The organism is Micromonospora sp. WMMB482 (assembly GCF_019038635.1).
In the GTDB taxonomy this organism is placed as follows: Bacteria; Actinomycetota; Actinomycetes; order Mycobacteriales; family Micromonosporaceae; genus Micromonospora; species Micromonospora marina.
This window is the reverse complement of the sequence record NZ_JAHOPD010000020.1, coordinates 3,249,149-3,267,861: the sequence shown is the minus strand read 5'-3', so window position 1 is coordinate 3,267,861 and position 18,713 is coordinate 3,249,149. Positions and strand designations below refer to the sequence as shown.

General features: G+C 74.0%; 16 protein-coding genes. 13 read left to right on the top strand and 3 right to left on the bottom strand.

The window, feature by feature from the left end; all coding sequences use genetic code 11:
• Nucleotides 1–38: 38 nt before the first annotated feature.
• Together KSK32_RS16565 and KSK32_RS16560 are read left to right on the top strand one after the other, a co-directional pair.
• Nucleotides 39–2,051 carry a serine/threonine-protein kinase gene (locus tag KSK32_RS16565; RefSeq protein WP_216932027.1) on the top strand — a complete coding sequence of 671 codons (2,013 nt, stop codon included), beginning with the start codon at nucleotides 39–41 and terminating at the stop codon, nucleotides 2,049–2,051.
• Nucleotides 2,052–2,100: 49 nt separating this feature from the next.
• Nucleotides 2,101–3,765: a phospho-sugar mutase gene (locus tag KSK32_RS16560; RefSeq protein WP_216932026.1), complete on the top strand. Its 1,665-nt coding sequence runs from the start codon at nucleotides 2,101–2,103 to the stop codon at nucleotides 3,763–3,765.
• An 88-nt stretch (nucleotides 3,766–3,853) separates the two neighbouring features.
• On the opposite strand, the gene KSK32_RS16555 is transcribed toward KSK32_RS16560, so the two are convergent.
• Nucleotides 3,854–4,528 (bottom strand): GPP34 family phosphoprotein, encoded by a 675-nt coding sequence (locus KSK32_RS16555; RefSeq protein WP_216932025.1) that lies wholly within the window; start codon nucleotides 4,526–4,528, stop codon nucleotides 3,854–3,856.
• A 109-nt stretch (nucleotides 4,529–4,637) separates the two neighbouring features.
• Nucleotides 4,638–5,270 (bottom strand): uracil phosphoribosyltransferase, encoded by a 633-nt coding sequence (gene upp, locus KSK32_RS16550; protein WP_018786091.1) that lies wholly within the window; start codon nucleotides 5,268–5,270, stop codon nucleotides 4,638–4,640.
• Nucleotides 5,271–5,406: 136 nt separating this feature from the next.
• Between upp and deoC the strand changes: the two genes are divergently transcribed.
• The 10 genes from deoC to KSK32_RS16500 all read left to right on the top strand — a co-directional run bounded on the left by deoC (nucleotide 5,407) and on the right by KSK32_RS16500 (nucleotide 17,207).
• The gene (gene deoC / locus KSK32_RS16545; RefSeq protein ID WP_216932024.1) at nucleotides 5,407–6,366 is read left to right on the top strand and encodes a deoxyribose-phosphate aldolase; all 960 of its coding nucleotides are present in this window, start codon (nucleotides 5,407–5,409) and stop codon (nucleotides 6,364–6,366) included.
• A gap of 5 nt (nucleotides 6,367–6,371) precedes the next feature.
• A complete protein-coding gene (locus tag KSK32_RS16540) occupies nucleotides 6,372–7,802 on the top strand; it encodes an aldehyde dehydrogenase family protein (RefSeq protein ID WP_216932023.1) in 1,431 nt (476 codons plus the stop codon).
• Nucleotides 7,795–8,619 (top strand): aldehyde dehydrogenase family protein, encoded by an 825-nt coding sequence (locus KSK32_RS16535; protein ID WP_216932022.1) that lies wholly within the window; start codon nucleotides 7,795–7,797, stop codon nucleotides 8,617–8,619. Before KSK32_RS16540 ends, KSK32_RS16535 begins: the two co-directional genes overlap by 8 nt.
• 572 nt (nucleotides 8,620–9,191) lie before the next feature.
• Nucleotides 9,192–9,638 carry a BlaI/MecI/CopY family transcriptional regulator gene (locus tag KSK32_RS16530; RefSeq protein ID WP_026268060.1) on the top strand — a complete coding sequence of 149 codons (447 nt, stop codon included), beginning with the start codon at nucleotides 9,192–9,194 and terminating at the stop codon, nucleotides 9,636–9,638.
• 10 nt (nucleotides 9,639–9,648) lie between these two features.
• Nucleotides 9,649–10,554, top strand: a complete 906-nt coding sequence (locus KSK32_RS16525; RefSeq protein ID WP_216932021.1) for a M56 family metallopeptidase — start codon at nucleotides 9,649–9,651, stop codon at nucleotides 10,552–10,554.
• 109 nt (nucleotides 10,555–10,663) lie between these two features.
• Nucleotides 10,664–11,911: a cytochrome ubiquinol oxidase subunit I gene (locus tag KSK32_RS16520; RefSeq protein WP_216932020.1), complete on the top strand. Its 1,248-nt coding sequence runs from the start codon at nucleotides 10,664–10,666 to the stop codon at nucleotides 11,909–11,911.
• Between the two features lie 10 nt (nucleotides 11,912–11,921).
• Nucleotides 11,922–12,929: a cytochrome d ubiquinol oxidase subunit II gene (gene cydB, locus KSK32_RS16515; RefSeq protein WP_216932019.1), complete on the top strand. Its 1,008-nt coding sequence runs from the start codon at nucleotides 11,922–11,924 to the stop codon at nucleotides 12,927–12,929.
• Entirely contained in the window at nucleotides 12,926–14,608 is a 1,683-nt protein-coding gene (gene cydD, locus KSK32_RS16510; RefSeq protein WP_216932018.1) for a thiol reductant ABC exporter subunit CydD, read from the top strand. The genes cydB and cydD overlap by 4 nt, the downstream gene beginning before the upstream one ends.
• A 34-nt stretch (nucleotides 14,609–14,642) precedes the next feature.
• On the top strand, nucleotides 14,643–16,481 hold the full coding sequence (cydC, locus tag KSK32_RS16505; protein WP_216932017.1) for a thiol reductant ABC exporter subunit CydC: 1,839 nt from the start codon (nucleotides 14,643–14,645) through the stop codon (nucleotides 16,479–16,481).
• A gap of 54 nt (nucleotides 16,482–16,535) precedes the next feature.
• Nucleotides 16,536–17,207 carry a permease prefix domain 1-containing protein gene (locus KSK32_RS16500; protein ID WP_216932016.1) on the top strand — a complete coding sequence of 224 codons (672 nt, stop codon included), beginning with the start codon at nucleotides 16,536–16,538 and terminating at the stop codon, nucleotides 17,205–17,207.
• Nucleotides 17,208–17,266: 59 nt separating this feature from the next.
• Here the strand turns inward: KSK32_RS16500 and KSK32_RS16495 are convergent, their stop codons facing one another.
• Nucleotides 17,267–17,608 carry a PadR family transcriptional regulator gene (locus tag KSK32_RS16495; protein WP_216932015.1) on the bottom strand — a complete coding sequence of 114 codons (342 nt, stop codon included), beginning with the start codon at nucleotides 17,606–17,608 and terminating at the stop codon, nucleotides 17,267–17,269.
• 145 nt (nucleotides 17,609–17,753) lie between these two features.
• On the opposite strand from KSK32_RS16495, the gene KSK32_RS16490 reads away from it, so the two are divergent.
• A complete protein-coding gene (locus KSK32_RS16490) occupies nucleotides 17,754–18,704 on the top strand; it encodes a DNA primase (protein ID WP_216932014.1) in 951 nt (316 codons plus the stop codon).
• Nucleotides 18,705–18,713: the final 9 nt, after the last annotated feature.

Below are 18,713 nucleotides of genomic sequence, written 5' to 3'. Positions count from 1 at the left end.
GTGTCCCAGCCCCCTCGATATCCCCCGGTGGCTTTTCTGTGACTCAGATTCCGACGTGGAGCGGCGGACCGGCCAGTCCTCCCACTGGACGCGCAGCGCCCGGCACCACCATCGGTGGTCGCTACTCGCTGCGCTCCCCGGTGGGCAACGGAGGCATGGGCACGGTCTGGCGGGCCACAGACACGTTGCTGCGCCGTGATGTGGCGGTCAAGGAGGTCGTCCTCCCGCCGGGCCTCGCCCCGAGCGACCGCGACGCGCTCTACGAACGGACGCTGCGGGAGGCCCGCGCCGCCGCCGCGATCCAGCACCCTGCCGTGGTGCAGGTCTACGACGTGGTCACCGAGGGTGGCCGCCCGTGGATCGTGATGGAACTGCTGGACGCCCGCAGCCTGGCCGACATGGTGATCGAGGACGGGCCGGTCGCGCCGCGCGCCGTCGCCAAGATCGGGATCGCGCTGCTCGGCGCGCTGGAGGTGGCGCACGCGATCGGCGTGCTGCACCGCGACGTCAAGCCGGCGAACGTGCTGATCTGCACCGACGGCCGCTGCGTGCTCACCGACTTCGGCGTGGCGAGGATGCCCACCGACGTGCAGCTCACCACGCCCGGCATGGTGCTCGGCTCGCCGCACTTCATCTCGCCCGAGCGGGCCATGGGCCAGAAGTTCGGACCGCCGAGCGACCTGTTCTCGCTCGGCGTGACGCTCTACACCGCGGTCGAGGGCCGGCCCCCGTTCGACAAGGGCGATCCGATCGAGACCATGCACGCCGTGGTCGAGGACCCGCCCGCCACGCCGCAGCGCAGCGGCCCGCTCACCGGCGTGCTGATGGGGCTGCTGGAGAAGGACCCGGCCCGCCGGATGGACGTGCACCGGGCCCGGGCCAACCTGCGCGAACTGCTCGCCGGTCCGCTGACCAGCACCGCCACCGCTGTCAACTCGGTCACCGACCCGTACGCTGTGGTGCCGGTGCCGCGTCCCACGCCACCGCCGATCGCCGCGAAGCCGAAGCCGAGCGGGCAGATCGGCGGCCGGGCGATGATCGGGCCGGACGAGTCGCTCACCGACCGGCTCGCCGCGCTGCGGCGCGGTGAGCGGCCCACTGCCGAGAAGGCCGCGGCGGGTGCCGCCGCGCTCGACGAGACCAGCGCCGACGCGTTGGCCGGCCCGCTGCACACACCGACCGGTGCGATGTCCGGGCCCGGCACGCCGGACGCCACCCAGCGCATCTCGCCGGACGCCACGGTCCGGCTCGGCCAGGGCCCCGCAGCGGACGCGACCCAGGCGGTGCCGACCGCTTACGGCCGCACCGTCGACGCCACCCAGCCGGTGTACGGCGGCGGCAACCAGTGGTCGGTGCCCGGCACCGGCCAGCCGTGGACCACCCCGTCCACCGCGCCCGTGGCCGGTGGTGGCGGCGCGGCCGGCGGCGCCAAGGGCCTGCTCGGCCGGGTGAAGGCGTGGCCGCGCAAGGTCCAGCTCGCCGCCGCCGGCGGCCTGGCCGTGGTGCTGCTGGTGAGCGTGATCGCGCTGACCAGCGGCGGCGACGACGCTCCCCCGCCGATCGTGGGCGCGCTGCCCTCGACCTCGGCGGCGGCCGCGCCCGAGATGCAGGAGCAGACCGTCAAGGGTGTGACCATCCAGGTGCCGAAGGGGTGGCAGCGGCAGACCGGCGGCCTCTACGTCGACTACGTCGACCCGGAGGACGAGGGCCGCAAGGTGCGGGTCATCGCCGAGCCGTGGGGCGGCACGTCGATCAGCTGGGCCGAGTTCGCCTCCCGGAACCTGAACAAGAACAGCACCAAGAGCAAGACCTGCCCCGCCCCCTACACCGAGATGTCCGTCTCCGAGCAGCCGCTCGCCGGCCAGACCGCCGGCCAGCTCGAATACACCTGCGGCGAGGGTGAGTCCATGCGCCACGGCATCTGGCGGGGCGTGGTCAAGGACGGCAAGGTCTACTCGTTCTACCTCTCCTCGACCGACGCGCGGTTCGCCGAGAGCAAGCCGATCTTCGACGCGATGGTCGACTCGTTCCAGCTCACGGCGGCGAACTGAGTCGAGGCCGACGGCCAGTGGTGATCCGCCGCCGTGCTTTCATGAGGCAATGGCGGCGGAAACCACTGACCTTGACGACCTTCGCGTACGTGCCGAGCGCTGGCTCGCCGACGACCCGGACCCGGCCGACCGCGCCGAGCTGCGCGCGGTCCTGGACGGGCTGCCCGGCACGGCGGCCGACCTGACCGACCGGTTCGCCGGTCCGCTGACCTTCGGCACCGCCGGGCTACGCGGCCCGCTGCGCGCCGGACCCAACGGCATGAACCTCGCCGTGGTCACCCAGGCCGCCGCCGGACTGGTCGGCTGGCTCGCCGCCCAGGGCGGTGAGGGCCCGCTGGTGATCGGGTACGACGCCCGGCGCGGCTCGCGTGCGTTCGCCGAGCGCACCGCCCAGGTGGCCACCGGTGCGGGCCGCCCGGCGCTGCTGCTGCCCCGGCCGCTGCCCACGCCCGTGCTGGCGTTCGCGGTCCGGCAGCTCGGCGCGGTCGCCGGGGTGATGGTCACGGCCAGCCACAACCCGCCGCAGGACAACGGCTACAAGGTCTACCTGGGCGCGCAGCTCGGCGGTGAGCTGGGTGCGGGCGCGCAGATCGTGCCGCCCGCCGACGCCGGGATCGAGGCGGCAATCCGGGCGGTCGGCCCGCTCGCGGCGGTGCCGCTCGGCCCGGCCGGACAGGTGCTCGGCGACGACCTGGTGGCCGCGTACGTCGAGCGGGCCGCCGCCGTGGTCGACCCGGCCGGACCACGGGATCTGAAGGTGGCGTACACGCCGCTGCACGGGGTGGGCGCCGCGGTGCTGACCGCCGTGTTCGCGCGCGCCGGCTTCGGCGTTCCCGGCGTGGTGCCCGAGCAGGCCGAGCCGGACCCGGCGTTCCCGACCGTCAGCTTCCCCAACCCGGAGGAGCCGGGCGCGGTGGACCTGCTGGTCGCGCTCGCCGACCGCACCGGCGCGGACCTGGCCATCGCCAACGACCCGGACGCGGACCGCTGCGCGGTGGCGGTACGCGACGCCGGATCCTGGCGGATGCTGCGCGGCGACGAGGTGGGCGCCCTGCTCGCCGACCACCTCATGCGACGCGGCGTGACCGGCCTGTACGCGACCACGATCGTGTCGTCGGCGCTGCTGCGGGCCATGGCGGCGGCCCGGGGCCTGCCCTACGACGAGACGCTCACCGGGTTCAAGTGGATCGTCCGGGCTGGCGGGGGCCGGGAGCCGCTGGTGTACGGCTACGAGGAGGCGCTCGGCTACTGCGTCGCGCCGGCTCACGTACGCGACAAGGACGGCATCACCGCCGCGCTGACGGTCGCCGAGCTGGCGGCCGGTCTCAAGGCGGAGGGCCGTACGCTCCTCGACCGGCTCGACGAACTGGCCGCCGAGTTCGGCGTGCACCACACCGAGCAGCTCTCGGTCCGGGTGGAGGACCTGCGGGTGATCGCGGACGCGATGGCGCGGATCCGGGCGGCCACCCCGACTACGCTGCTCGGGCAGCCGGTGACCGAGGCGTCCGACCTGCTCCCCGACGCGGACGTGGTGATCCTGCGTACCGGCGCGGCCCGGGTGGTGATCCGGCCGTCGGGCACCGAGCCGAAGCTGAAGGCGTACCTGGAGGTGGTGGAGCCGGTGAGCGGCGGCGACGTGCCCGCGGCCCGGCAGCGCGCGCGGGCTGCGGTCACCGAGCTGCGCAACGAGATCGCCGCCGCCCTCGGTCTCTAGCCCCCGATGTAAGGAAGGGCCCCTTGTTAACGCCTGGCGTTAACAAGGGGCCCTTCCTCTACCGGAGGCGTTAAAAGGGGGCCCTTCCTTACCGCTTGCCCAGGGCGGCGTCGACGGCCTGGCCGAGCGCGGCGATGACCAGGCTGATCGACGGGCGTACCACGCTGTCGTCCAGGCTCACCGTGCCGGAGAACCCGGCGCCGGCGGCGATCTCCTCCAGGCGCCGGCCGGCGTCCTCGGCGGCCGGGCCGGTCAGCCCCAGCGCCGGTTCCATCCGCAGCACCGCGACGAGCGTGGCCAGCGCGGCGGTCCGCTCGTCCGGGAGCTGCCCGCTGGTCAGCGCGTCGGCCAGCCGCCGCCGGATGTCCGCCTCGACCGAGGCGTCGGCCACCGGGTAGCGGTGCACGTGGATGAAGCCCAGCTCGGTCTCGTCCACGTCCCGCACCACGCCCCGGCCGCAGAGGTCGGAGAGGATCCGGTCGCGCAGCCCGTGCCGCAGTCGCTGCACCCACGACGACGGCGTGTGCGGGGTGTCCGCGGCGATCTTGGCGAGTACGGCGTCCGCGATCGGCTCGCCGGTCGGGGCCGGGTCGACCACCGCCAGGTTCCCGTCCGCGTACGCGACCCGTCCGGCCAGTGCCAGCTCGACCAGCACCGCCGCGGCCATGCCCAGGTCCAGGCTGATCCGCGGCATGGTGGCCTTGCCGGTTTCGTCGTCATACGCGAGGAGCAGCAGCTCCTCGGCGAGCGCAACACCAGTCATGGCCCGGAACGCTAGCGCCTCCCCGCATCCCCGCGCACCAACTCGCCGGGGTCGCCCGGTTCCCGGTGGAGAGGGCCGTCCGGACCGCCCCTCTCCACCGGACGGTGTCTCAGAAGCGGGGCATGCCGCCGAACTGGCGGTCACCGGCGTCACCCAGGCCGGGGACGATGAACTTCGAGTCGTTCAGCCCCTCGTCGATCGAGGCGGTGACCAGGCGCAGCGGCAGGCCGGAGCGCTCCAGCCGCTCGATGCCGACCGGTGCGGCCAGCACGCAGAGCACGGTGATGTCGGTGCAGCCCCGGTCGGCGAGCAGCCGGCAGCAGTGCTCCAGCGAGCCGCCGGTGGCGAGCATCGGGTCGAGCACCAGCACCGGCAGGCCGGCGAGGTCGCGCGGCAGCGACTCCATGTAGGCGCGGGGCTCGTACGTCTCCTCGTCGCGGGCCAGGCCGACGAAGCCCATCGACGACTCGGGCAGCAGGCCGAGCGCGGCGTCGGCCATGCCGAGACCGGCCCGCAGCACCGGCACCAGCAGCGGCGGGTTCGCCAGCCGGGTGCCCTCGGTGGCGGTGACCGGGGTCTGGATCGAGTACTTCTCGACCGGGAAGGAGCGCGCGGCCTCGTACACCAGCATGGTGGTGAGTTCGCGCAGCGCGGCCCGGAACGACGACGAGTCGGTCCGGGCGTCCCGCATGGCGGTCAGCCGCGTCTGGGCGAGCGGATGGTCAATGACGTGTACGTCCACGATCGCTCAACCTACCGTTTGCCGGCCCGGCGCAGGGCGGGTGCGGTCCGACCAGCGACACCGCTCACGTATGACGCTCACAACGGGTCGGTCGTGAGCAAGATCACTCGACTCGCGGGTGCGTACTATTCGGGGCATGACGGCGACAACGACGTCGGCCCGGTCGGACCTCACCGAGCTGGGACGATCCGAGACCGCTCTGCGGACCTTCCTGCACGGCCTGCCCGGCGTGGACCAGGTCGGCGCGGAGCAGCGGGCGGCACAACTCGGCACCCGCTCCATCAAGACCACTGCCAAGGCCGAGGCGATCGACCTGGCGATCCGGATGGTCGACCTGACCACCCTCGAAGGGGCGGACACCCCGGGCAAGGTGCGGGCGCTGGCGGCCAAGGCGCTGCGCCCCGACCCGGCCGACCCGAGCTGCCCGCACGTCGGCGCCGTCTGCGTCTACCCGTCGATGGTCCCGTACGTGGCCGAGGTGCTGCGCGGCAGCGGCGTGCACCTGGCCAGCGTGGCGACCGCGTTCCCGTCCGGCCAGGCGCCACTGGAGATCAAGCTCGCCGACGTGCGCGCGGCGGTCGAGGCCGGCGCGGACGAGATCGACATGGTGATCAACCGGGGCGCGTTCCTGGCCGGGCGCTACTCCGAGGTCTACGACGAGATCGTGGCCACCAAGGATGCCTGCGGGGACGCGCACCTCAAGGTGATCCTGGAGACCGGCGAGCTGGCCACGTACGACAACGTGCGGCGGGCGTCCTGGCTCGCCATGCTCGCGGGCGGCGACTTCATCAAGACCTCCACCGGCAAGGTTCCGGTCGCGGCCACGCTGCCGGTGACGCTGGTGATGCTGGAGGCGGTCCGCGACTTCCGCGCCGCCACCGGGCGTCAGGTCGGCGTCAAGCCGGCCGGTGGCATCAAGACCACCAAGGACGCGATCAAGTACCTGGTCATGGTCAACGAGACGGTCGGCGCGGACTGGCTGAGCCCGGACTGGTTCCGGTTCGGCGCGTCGAGCCTGCTCAACGACCTGCTCATGCAGCGCACCAAGCTGACGACCGGCGTCTACGCCGGCCCCGACTACTTCACTCTGGACTGAACGCGATGTTCGAATACGCACCCGCCCCCGAGTCCCGCTCGGTGGTGGACATCAAGCCCTCGTACGGGCTCTTCGTCGACGGCGCGTTCGTCGACCCGGCCTCCGGCGGCAGCTTCAAGTCGGTGAACCCGGCCTCCGAGGAGGTGCTGGCCGAGATCGCCGAGGCGGGCGCCGACGACGTGGACCGCGCGGTCCGCGCCGCGCGGAGCGCGTACGAGAAGGTCTGGGGTCCGATGCCGGGCCGGGACCGGGCCAAGTACCTGTTCCGGATCGCCCGGATCATCCAGGAGCGCTCGCGCGAGCTGGCGGTGCTGGAGTCGCTGGACAACGGCAAGCCGATCAAGGAGTCCCGCGACGTCGACCTGCCGCTGGTCGCCGCGCACTTCTTCTACTACGCGGGCTGGGCGGACAAGCTCCCCCACGCAGGCTTCGGCCCGGACCCGAAGCCGCTCGGCGTGGCCGCGCAGGTCATCCCGTGGAACTTCCCGCTGCTGATGCTGGCGTGGAAGATCGCCCCGGCGCTCGCCGCCGGCAACACGGTGGTGCTCAAGCCGGCCGAGACGACTCCGCTCACCGCGCTGCTGTTCGCCGAGATCTGCCAGCAGGCCGACCTGCCCGCCGGTGTGGTGAACATCGTCACCGGCGCCGGTGACACCGGCCGGGCGCTGGTCGAGCACCCGGGCGTGGACAAGGTGGCGTTCACCGGCTCCACCGAGGTCGGCCGCGCCATCGCCCGCTCGGTCGCCGGCACCCGCAAGAAGCTCACGCTGGAGCTGGGCGGCAAGGCCGCGAACATCGTCTTCGACGACGCCCCGATCGACCAGGCCGTCGAGGGCATCGTCAACGGCATCTTCTTCAACCAGGGGCACGTCTGCTGCGCCGGTTCCCGCCTGCTGGTCCAGGAGTCGGTGGCCGACCGGGTGCTGGAGTCGCTCAAGCGCCGGATGGCCCAGCTCCGCGTCGGCGACCCGCTGGACAAGAACACCGACGTCGGCGCGATCAACTCGGCCGCGCAGCTCGCCCGCATCCGGGAACTGTCCGACGCCGGGTCCGCCGAGGGCGCGGAACGCTGGTCGCCGCCGTGCGAGCTGCCCGAGCGCGGCTTCTGGTTCGCGCCGACCATCTTCACCGGGGTCACCCAGGCGCACCGGATCGCCCGCGAGGAGATCTTCGGCCCGGTGCTGTCGGTGCTCACGTTCCGCACCCCGGCGGAGGCCGTCGAGAAGGCAAACAACACGCCGTACGGGCTGTCGGCCGGGATCTGGACCGACAAGGGTTCCCGGATCCTGTGGCTGGCCGATCGCCTGCGCGCGGGCGTGGTGTGGGCCAACACGTTCAACAAGTTCGACCCGACCTCGCCGTTCGGCGGCTACAAGGAGTCGGGCTACGGTCGCGAGGGCGGCCGGCACGGGCTGGAGGGGTACCTCAATGTCTGAGCGGGTCGCGGTACGCAAGACGTACAAGCTCTTCATCGGCGGGAAGTTCCCGCGCAGCGAGTCGGGACGGTCGTATCTGGTGCAGTCGGCGAACGTGTCTCTTGCCTCCCGGAAGGACGCGCGGGACGCGGTCGTGGCCGCCCGTGCCGCGGTGAAGGGCTGGGCCGGGGCGACCGCGTACAACAGGGGTCAGATCCTCTACCGGGTCGCGGAGATGCTGGAGGGCCGGCGCGAGCAGTTCGTGGCCCTGGGCGTCCCGGCCGACGAGGTGGACGCGGCGATCGACCGCTGGGTCTGGTACGCGGGCTGGTCCGACAAGATCGCCCAGGTGTACGGCGGCGCGAACCCGGTGGCCGGCCCGTACTTCAACCTGTCCGCGCCGGAGCCGACCGGCGTGGTGGCGGTGGTGGCCCCCGAGGAGCCCGCGCTGCTGGGCCTGGTGAGCGTGATCGCCCCGGCGATCGTCACCGGCAACACGGTGGTGGTGGCCGCCTCCCCGGCGGCGCCGCTGGCGGCGGTGACGCTGGCCGAGGTGCTCGCCACCTCCGACCTGCCCGGCGGGGTGGTCAACATCCTCACCGGCCGGCTGACCGAGACCGTGCCGACGCTCGCCGCGCACATGGACGTCAACGCCGTCGACCTGACCGGCGTCGCCGACGCCGAGCTGGCCGCCGACCTGGAGATCAAGGCCGCGGAGAACCTCAAGCGGGTGCTCCGGCCGGCCCCGGTCGGCCACGACTGGTACGCCGACCCCGGCATCACCCGGATGACCACGCTGCTGGAGACCAAGACGGTCTGGCACCCGAAGGGCGTCTGACTCGACGGAGTCCAGTCCGGCCCGAAGTGGCGGCACTCCCACCCGGGTTGCCGCCACTTCCCGTTCCCGCACTTCCCGAGCTGGTGTCGATCGCACCCTGCAAGATCAACACCCGTACGGCGAAATGGCCGCATCAAACCACCCCGGATACCGCCACCTCCCCGAGCCGGTGCGGATCTTGCCGAGGCGGGCCAGCAGGATCACCCCCGGAGCGACCTGGACCGAACCCCCGAACACCGGCCAGCCAACAAGATCGACACCACCTCCCCGAGGTGGCTGCATCAACCGGCCCGGGACGGCACCACCTCCCCGGACTGGTGTTGACCTTGCCCGCGCACCCCACCTCGGCCGCCAAGATCGACATCTCTTCCCCGAGGTGGAGTGGATCGGGCCGACCACCACCACGGACCTGGAAGATCGACACCAACACGCCGAGATGGCTGCATCGAACCGCCCCGGACCGCGCCACCTCCCCGAGCCGGTGTTGATCGTCGGGAACAGGAACCGGAACCGGAACCGGAACAGGAACCGGGCCGGCGGAAGGGGTCTACTACCGGGGGTAGGATTGACGGGTGACTCGGCTGGGGGACCTTGAGCGTGCGGTGATGGACGTGCTGTGGGACGCGGCGCCCGCCTCGTCGGGCGGGGTGACGGTGCGCGAGGTCGCCGACGCCCTGGACGGGCGGGAACTGGCCTACACCACGGTGATGACGGTGCTCGACCGGCTCGCCGGCAAGGGCATGGTGCAGCGCGAGCGGGAGGGGCGCGCCTGGCGTTACCGTCCGGCCGCCACCCGCGAGGCGCACATCGCCCAGCTCATGCTCGAAGCCCTCGACCTCGGCGGCAGCCGGGACGCCGCACTCGTGCGCTTCGCCCGCTCGGTGACCGGCACGGAGGCGGACGTGCTCCGCGCCGCGCTCGGCGCCGAGGCCGGGGCGACTGTCGAGGACGGACCGGCCGGCCGGGTCGAGAATCCCCGGCCCGGTCGGCCGGCGCTCGACGAGGCGACGGACCGGTAGGGCGGCTGCCGTGGCGTACGCCCTGCACTTCGCCGCGATCATCCTGGCCTGCTGGCTGACCGCGCAGGTCCTCGCCGCCGCGCGCTGGACCTGGCGGGCACCCCGGGTGGCGATCATCTGCTGGCAGGCGGTCGGGCTGGCGCTCGGCCTGTCGGCCATGGGGCTGCCGATGGCGCTGGGGCTCGACGCGTACGACCGGGCGACCGGGTACGCGCTGCTGGCCCTGGCCGACGACCTGGCCCACGGCACGCTGCCGGCCGGGGTGGGCGCGGTGCACCTCAGCCTGGTCGGCGTCGGTCTCGGCATCGGCGCGGTGCTGCTCACCACGACGGTGCGCAGCCTGCACGCCGCGGTACGCGCCCAGCGCCGGCACCGGGAGCTGCTGCACCTGGTGGCCCGGCGTGACCCCACGGTGCCCGGCGCGCTGGTGCTCGACCACCCGAGCGCGGCGGCGTACTGCCTGCCCGGGGTGCGTCCCCGGGTGGTGGTGAGCGCGGGCACGCTCGACCTGCTCGACCCGGCCGAGCTGGCTGCGGTGCTCACCCACGAGCGGGCGCACGCCCAGGAGCGGCACGACCTGGTGCTGCTGCCGTTCACCGCGCTGTGCCGGGCGCTGCCCTGGTTCCGGTGGGTGCGGGACGCGCACGCGCGGGTGGCGCTGCTGGTCGAGATGCGCGCCGACGACAAGGCCCGGGAGCTGCACGCGAACGCGCCGCTGGCCGGTGCGCTGCGCCGGTTCGCCGCGGCCGAGCACCGGGTGCAGCCGGCCGGCACGCTCGGACTCGGCGACCGCGACCTCGACGTACGCGTGCAGCGGCTGCTCGTCGCGGACCGACCGCCGCGGGTGCTCGGCGCGATGGCGCTGGCGGTCGCCGGCACGCTCGTCTCCCTGCCGTTCGCCCTGTTCCTGAGCTGATCCCGGCCTCGCCCCCTACGGGACTTCTCCGGGTTCGCGCACCCACATAGGTAGGCAGCCTATGTGTAGGTTGGCTACGACAAGTGAGCCAACCCATTGGAGGACGACAGTGGACCCGCTGCTCCTCGCCCGCCTCCAGTTCGCCACCACCACCTCGATCCACTTCCTGTTCGTGACGGTCACGCTCGGCCTGGTCACGCTCCTGGTCGGGTTGCAGACGGCCGGTTACCTGACCGGCAAGCCCGGGTACGAGCGGCTGACCCGGTTCTGGGGCCAGCTCTACGTGATCAACTACGTGCTCGGCATCGCCACCGGCATCGTCATGGAGTTCCAGTTCGGCCTGAACTGGAGCGGGCTGTCGCGCTACGTCGGGAACGTGTTCGGCGCGCCGCTCGCCATCGAGACGCTCGTGGCGTTCTTCCTGGAGTCCACGTTCCTCGGCATGTGGATCTTCGGGTGGCACCGGCTGCGGCGCGGCGTGCACCTGGCGTTGCTCTGGGGTGTGGCGATCACCGCGTACGCCTCGGCTTTCTGGATCATGGTGGCGAACGCCTGGCTCCAGAACCCGGTCGGGTACGAGGTCCGCGACGGCGTCGCCCACCTCACCGACTTCGGCGCGCTGCTCACCAACCCCACGTTCGGCATGGCGTTCGGCCACGTCATCTCGGCGAGCCTGGTCACCGGCGGCCTGCTGATGGCCGCGGTGAGCGCTTGGCACCTGCTGCGGCGTACCACCGACTACGCGCTCTTCCGCACCTCGCTGCGGCTGGGCCTGGTCACCGCGGCGCTCTCGGTCACCATGCTCCAGGGCTTCGGCTTCGCCCAGTTCGGCCCGGTCGGGCAGCTCCAGCCGACCAAGTTCGGCGGCGGGCCGGAGCGGGACGCGCTCGTCGCCGACTGGACCGCGCGGTTCGGCCCCGCCGACTGGGAGCCGCCGGTGCTCTCCGACGTCGGCCTCGGCTTCATGATCCTGATCGGCTTCACGCTCAGCGCCCTCTGGCTCCTGCTGCCGCTGCTCTGGCGCGACTGGATCATCCGGCTGAAGGCGCCGCTCTGGCTGATCCTGCTCGGCCTGCCGCTGCCCTTCGTGGCGATGCTGCTCGGCTGGATCGCCCGCGAGGTCGGCCGCCAGCCCTGGGCCGCGTACGGGCTGCTGCCCACCGCGCAGGCCGTCTCGCCGGTCTCACCCGGACTGATGCTCACCTCGCTGATCGGGTTCAGCCTGCTGCTCGGCGCGCTCGCGGTGACCAACTGGGTGCTGCTGGCCCGGCACGCCGCCCGCGGCGCGCACGACCCCGCGCTCGGCCGTCCGCCCGCGCCCGACACCGACGCCCACCACCAGCCCGTGTTCGCCTGAGGGAGCCGCCGTGGAACTCGCCTGGTACGCCCTGCTCGGCTTCTTCTTCGCCACCTACCTCGTGCTCGGCGGCTACGACTACGGCGTCGGCCTGCTGCTGGCCCGGCGCGGACCGGCACCGGGCAGCCGGGCCACGCTCACCGCGCTCGGGCCGTTCTTCCTCGGCAACGAGGTCTGGCTGGTGGCGGCCGTCGGCATCCTGTTCGGCGCGTTCCCCCGACTGGAGGGCGAGCTGCTCTCCGGCTTCTACCCGGCCGTGCTCGCCGCGCTGACCGGGGTGGTGCTGGTGACCGCCGGGGTGCAGTTGCGCAGCCGCCCGGCCTCCGCCACTGCTCGCGCCCGCTGGGACCGCGTGGTGGTGGTCGGCTGCGTGCTCGCCGCGCTGGGCTGGGGCGCGCTGCTCGCCGGGCTGCTCCAGGGCGTGCCGCTCGGCGCGGACGGCCACGTGGTCGGTGCCGGTCATCTCGCCACCCCGTTCGTCGCCGCCGCCGGGCTGGCGCTGCTCGCGCTGGTAGCGGTGCACGGTGCGACGTTCCTCACGCTCCGGCTGCCCGCCGCCGGGGCCCCGGCGCTCGCCCGGCTGGCGAGCGGCCTGGTGCCCGCCGCGCTCGCCGCCGTCGGCGCGGCCACCGTCCTGGGCCTGCTCTCCGATCGGGTACGCGCCGCGGTGGCGCGCCCGGCGGTGGCCGTACTCCTGCCGTTGGCGCTCGTGGCGGCGCTGCTGACGGCCCGCGCGGCGCTGCGCCGGGGCCGGGCCGGGGCGGCCTTCGCGGCGACCGCGACGGCACTGGCGCTGCCCGCGCCGCTGATCGGGGCCGCGCTCTGGCCCCGGATCCTGGTCTCCACTACCGACCCGGCGGCGTCGCTGACGGTGGCCGAAGCGGCCGCCAGCCGACCGACGCTGGCGCTGTTGGGATGGCTCGCGCTACCGCTCGTGCCGGCCCTACTAGGCTTTCAGGCGATGTGCTGGTGGGTGTTCCGGGGACGGATCGACGGCAGGGCACCGGTGTACTGGTGAACCGCCGCCCGTTCGACCCGCGTCTGCTGCGTCGGGTCCCCGCGGCCCGGCGCGACCTCGCCGTGCTCGCGGTGCTGGGCGGGCTCACCGCGCTGCTGGTCATCGCCCAGGCCACCGCCCTGGCGACGCTGCTGGCCACGGCGTTCGACGGCCGGCTGCACCGGCCGGCGCTGGCCGGGTTCGTGGCCGCGGTCGCCGGGCGGGCGCTGGTGAGCTGGGCCCAGGGCACCGTGGCGGCGCGGGCCGCCGCCACGGTCAAGGCGGCGCTGCGCGCCGACCTGCTCGGCGCGGTCGGCCGGCACGGTCCCACCTGGGTCGCCGGGCAGCGGGCCGGGCAGCTCGCCACCCTGGCCGGGCGTGGCCTGGACGCGCTCGACCCGTACTTCACGGGCTACCTGCCGCAGCTCGTGCTGAGCGTCACGGTGCCGGTGGCGGTGCTGGCCCGGATCGTGTTCGCCGACTGGAGCTCGGCGCTGATCATCGCGCTCACCATCCCGCTCATCCCGATCTTCGGCGCGCTGCTCGGCTGGCAGGCGCAGTCCGCCACCGAACGGCAGTGGCGACGGCTGTCGCTGCTCGGCGGGCACTTCCTCGACATGGTCGCCGGGCTGCCCACGCTGCGCGCGTTCGGCCGGTCCGAGCGGCAGGTCGACGTGGTACGCCGGATGGCCGACGGCCACCGCCAGGCCACCATGAAGACGCTGCGGATCGCGTTCCTGTCCGCGCTGGTGCTGGAACTGGTCGCCACGCTCTCCGTCGCGCTGGTCGCGGTGCCGGTCGGCATCCGGCTGCTCGGCGGCGGCCTCACGCTCTCCACCGCGCTGCTGGTGCTGCTGCTCACCCCGGAGGCGTACCTGCCGCTGCGCGCCGCGGGCAGCCGGTTCCACGCCAGCATGGAGGGGCTCACCGCGCTGGACGAGGCGCTCACGCTCTCCGCGACCGACGGGCCCGCCACCACCGCCGGGCCCCGGCGGCCGGCACCGGGCGGCCGGGGCGAGATCCGCTTCGAGGGCGTGACAGTCGCGTACGAGCGCACCACCGCGCTGCGCGACGTCACGCTGACCGTCCGGCCGGGCGACCGGGTGGCGATCATCGGGCCCAGCGGTGCGGGCAAGAGCACGTTGCTCAACCTGCTGCTCGGCTTCGTCGCGCCGACCTCGGGCCGGGTCACAGTCGACGGGGTGGACCTGGCCGGGGCCGATCTCGACGCCTGGCGGCGCGAGCTGGCCTGGGTGCCGCAGCGGGCGCACCTGTTCGCCGGGTCGCTCGCTGACAACATCCGCCTCGGCGCACCGGACACCCCCGATGCCGCGCTCGCCGCGGCGGTCACCGGCGCCGCGCTGGACGAGGTGGTCGACGCGCTGCCCGACGGGCTGGACACCCGCCTCGGCGAGCGCGGCCACGGCCTGTCCAGCGGGCAGCGGCAGCGGCTCGCCCTGGCTCGTGCGTTCCTGCGGGACGCACCGATCGTGCTCCTCGACGAGCCGACCGCGCGGCTGGACAGCGCCAGCGAGGCGGTGGTGCTGGACGCGACCCGGCGGCTGGTCGCCGGACGTACCGCGCTGCTCGTCGCGCACCGGCCCGCGCTGCTCGCCGACGCCGACCGGATCCTGCGTGTCGAGGACGGCCGGGTCACCGAGCTGCACACGACCGCCACCGGACCGGCGGTGCCGCGATGATCCCCGTCTCCCCCACCCGCCCGGTGGTGGCCCGGTGACCGCCGGCGACGGCGTGACGCCGGTGGGCCGCGAGCCGGCCGGGCCGACCGGCGTGCCGGTGGTCCCCGCCGGCACGCCGGAGCCGCCCGCGCCCGCCCGTCCCGGCGCCGAGCGGGCGGTACTGCGTCTGGCCCGGCCGTACCTGAGCCGGCTGCTCGGCGCGGGGCTGCTCGCCGCCGCGACCGAGTTCGCCGGCCTGGCGCTGATGGCCACCGCCACCTGGCTGCTGATGAGCGCCGCCGGCCGTCCGCCGCTGGACCGGCTGACGGTGGCCATCGTCGCGGTCCGGGCGCTGGCGGTCAGCCGGGGCGTGTTCCGGTACACCGAACGGCTCGCCGGGCACGACGCCGTACTCCGCATGATCACCGACGTACGAGCCCGCGTCTTCGCCACGCTCGCCGCCCGCCGCGAGACCGGCCGGCGTACCGGGGACGCGCTGAGCCGGCTGGTCTCCGACGTGGAGGCGGCTCAGGACCTGCTCCTGCGCGTCCTCGTACCGGGAGCGGCGGCGGCACTGGTCAGCGTGCTCGCGGTCGGCGTCGCCGCGCTGATCGCACCGCCGGCCGCCGGTGTGCTCGCGCTCGGCCTGCTCGTGGCGGGCGTGGCGCTCCCAGCGCTCGCCTCCCGGATCACCCGCCGCGCCGCCGACGAGGTGGCCCCGCTGCGGGGCGCGCTCGCCGTGGACGCGGTCGACCTCACCCACGGCGCCGCCGACCTGGCCGCGTTCGGGGCGACCGGCCCGGCGCTCGCCGCCGCCGCCGAGCGGGCCGGACGGCTGGCCCGGCTGGAACGCCGGCTCGCCGCGACCGGCTTCGCGGTGGACGCGCTCGGCGTCCTCGTGGCTGGTCTCACCGCCGCCGCCGTGGTGGTCGTGGCGCTGCGCGCCGAGGTCGGCGGCGTGCTGGTCGGCGTCCTCGCGGTCGGCTCACTCGCCGCCGTGGAGGTGGCGCTCGCGCTCGTCGCGGCGGCCCGCCAGCGCACCCAGTTGCGGGCCGGACTGGCCCGCGTCGCCGACCTGCTCACCGACCCCGCCCCGGCGACGCCGCAGACCGCTCCGGTGGCCGGGACCGACGGCCACGACGTGCGGTTCTCCGACGTGACGGTCCGCTACCGGGCGGGCGCCGCCCCCGCGCTGACCGGGTTCGACCTCGACCTGCCCGCCGGCCGGCGGGTGGCCGTGGTCGGACCGAGCGGCGCCGGCAAGAGCACGCTCGCCGCAGTGCTCACCGGCGCGGTGCGCCCCGGCACCGGCGAGGTCACCGCGGGGGGCGTGCCGGTGTCCGAGATCCCGGCCGAGCACCTGCCCCGGGTGGTCGGCGGCCTGCTCGCCGAGGCGTACGTCTTCCACGCCACCGTCAAGGAGAACCTGCTCCTCGGCCGTCCGGACGCCACCGAGGCGGACCTGGTCGCCGCCACCCGGGCGGCCGGCCTGCTCGACTGGGTACGCGAGCAGCCCGACGGCTGGGACACGGTGGTCGGCGAGCAGGGCGGGCAGCTCTCCGGCGGGCAACGGCAGCGGCTCGCGCTGGCCCGGGCGCTGCTGGCCGCCCCGCCGGTGCTGGTGCTCGACGAGCCGACCGAGGGGCTCGATCCGGCGGCTGCCGACGCGGTGCTGGACTCCGCGCTCGCCGCCACCCCGGCCGAGCACTCGGTGCTGCTGATCAGCCACCGGCTCAGCGGTCTGGCCGGGCTGGACGAGATCGTGGTGCTCGACGGCGGCCGGATCGTGCAGCGTGGCCGGCACGACGAGCTGGTGGCACGTCCCGGCTGGTACCGGGAGCAGTGGCTGCGCCAGGAGGCGGCGGAACGCGGCTACCTGGCGATCACGCCCTGACGATCGGGGTTTTCCCTGACGCGGGTGCCGCCCGCCGGTGGCAGGCTTACCCGCATGCGGGTGCATGAGGAGGCAGTGGTCGACCGTCGGCTGGACGAGTTGTCCACGCGGCTGCACGGGCCGGACCGGCTCAAGGCCGACCTGCTGACCGAGGCGCGGCACGCGCTGGAGGACGCCGTCGAGGCGTACCGGCACGGGGGCCTGCCGCGGGCGGAGGCGCAGCGGCGGGCGGTCGCCGAGTTCGGCAGCGACGCCCAGCTCGTGCCAGGTTTCCAGGCTGAGCTGGCTGTCGGCGCGCTGCACCGGCTGGCACTGCGCACGCTCGTGGTGGCGGTGGTGCTCATCGCCGCCGGTGACCTGACCTGGCAGGGGTCGAGCTGGAGCAGCGGTCCACCGCCGCCGCAGAGCTACCTGCTGCTCTCCGCCGCGTTGAACGGCATCTGGGGGGTGGTCGCCGCGCTGGCGCTGGCCGCGCTGCTGGTCGCCCGGTGGGGGTCACCGCGGCTCGTCCGCCCGGCTCGGGTGATCGGTTTCGGTCTGACCGGCAGCCTTCTGGTCGGTGCCGTCGCCGGGGGCGCGCTGTTCGGCTGGTCGATCGGGCTGTGGGACGCCGCGCTCACCTGGCCGCCCCTGATCATCGGGATGGTGGTGGTCTCGGCGGCCTGGTTCGCCCTGGCCCGTGCGGCCCGCTGCTGGGTGCTCGCCGACCGCCGGCTGGCCGGCTGAACGGCCATCGTGCTTGCTGCTCGGGCTGCCCGCTCGGCGCGGGCCCCGGGCGGGCGCGGTCAGGCCGGTGCGGTGGGCGGCTCGTCCGCGCCGAGGAACCGCCCGACTGTGGTGCTGAACTCGCGCCAGTCGGCCCGTTCCCCCGACAGCGCCCGGCCACCGGCTTCGGTCAGCTCGTAGGTGCGGCGCTCCCGGCCGTTCACAGTGCTCCAGGTGCTCGCCACCAGCCCGGCCCGCTCCAGCCGGCGCAGCGCGGGATAGATGGTGCCGGTGGGCAGATCCAGCGCGCCGCCGCTGCGGGCGCGCAACGCCTCGATGATCGCGTATCCGTGCAGCGCGCCCCGTTCCAGCACGGCGAGCAGCAGCGCGTCCAGGTGTCCGTGCAGCGCCTGCGCCTTCATGCGTAGCAACGCTACTTGTCGAGTCGCCGCGACGCCAAGGGGTGCGACTCCCGGCCGGAACCGTCGCCCACTAGGGTATGTGCGCAGAGTCACTCGGCGGCGCGACGCCGCCGGGTGGGCAACCCGAACGCACACGGAGGTCAGCGTGGCCCGCCAGTCGCCCCAACGGCCCGACGCCGACGAGCCCGAGCTCGACGACACCGACGCCGCCGCCGCGGCCGACGAGGTCGAGGAGGACCGCCCGCCGGCCGACCGCGCGCTCTGGGACGAGGTGCGGATCGACCCGGTGGAGATCGCCCTGCCCGCCGGCACCGGCTTCACGCTGCGGGCGTACCGGCAGGCGCGCGAGCTGACCCCGACCGACGTCGCCGAGCGCGACCAGGACGACCCGTTCCTGGCCCGCCGCCAGGTCGTCGAGACCGAGGAGGACGAGGAGGTGGTGATCCTCGACGAGGAGTTCGCCGCCCTCTCCGCCGAGGAGGACGACGAGGACGAGGAGAAGGACGCCAAGGCCCGCCGCAAGGACAAGGCCGACGCCTCGGACGACGACGAGGCCGCCGAGGACGAGGCCGGCGACGACGCCGACGAGGACGAGGACGAGGCGGGCGACGAGGAGGTGCCGGTCTTCCTCACCCACAAGGGCCGGCTCCTGCTGTTCAAGACCCCGGAGTCATTGGTCACTTTCATCCGTTCCGGTGCGCCCAACGACCTGTCCCAGCTGGACAGTTGGAATGAACTGTCCGAACGGCTGGAGCCGGCCGACATCGCCCCGCTGGACGAGGACACGTACGAGCTCGACCTGGTCGTGGAGAACCTGCGCGGCGGCCACGACGCGTGGGACCACGAGCTGCTCATCGAAGCCGGCGAGATCGCCCGTGACCTGGCGTACGCCCTGCGGCTACCCGCCGTGCTGGACATGCTCTCGGCGGGCTCCAGCCTGGACGACCTGGACGAGGCGCTGCGCGCTTCCGTCAACGGTGGCGTCGGTGGTTTCCTGGGTCGCCGCCGGCTGAAGAAAATCGGGGCACAAACCGCAAGTTTGGGTTGGCGCACCATTGTCGGCAAGATCTCTGCGGTTGTGGACTGGCGCGACTGACCCGGAGCG

Excerpts from the sequence above, each read along its gene's own strand:
- KSK32_RS16560 (WP_216932026.1), top strand. The coding sequence starts at position 2,101 with ATGGCGGCGGAAACCACTGACCTTGACGACCTTCGCGTACGTGCCGAG.
- KSK32_RS16555 (WP_216932025.1), bottom strand. The coding sequence starts at position 4,528 with ATGACTGGTGTTGCGCTCGCCGAGGAGCTGCTGCTCCTCGCGTATGAC.
- deoC (WP_216932024.1), top strand. The coding sequence starts at position 5,407 with ATGACGGCGACAACGACGTCGGCCCGGTCGGACCTCACCGAGCTGGGA.
- KSK32_RS16540 (WP_216932023.1), top strand. The coding sequence starts at position 6,372 with ATGTTCGAATACGCACCCGCCCCCGAGTCCCGCTCGGTGGTGGACATC.
- KSK32_RS16535 (WP_216932022.1), top strand. The coding sequence starts at position 7,795 with ATGTCTGAGCGGGTCGCGGTACGCAAGACGTACAAGCTCTTCATCGGC.
- KSK32_RS16500 (WP_216932016.1), top strand. The coding sequence starts at position 16,536 with ATGCGGGTGCATGAGGAGGCAGTGGTCGACCGTCGGCTGGACGAGTTG.
- KSK32_RS16495 (WP_216932015.1), bottom strand. The coding sequence starts at position 17,608 with ATGAAGGCGCAGGCGCTGCACGGACACCTGGACGCGCTGCTGCTCGCC.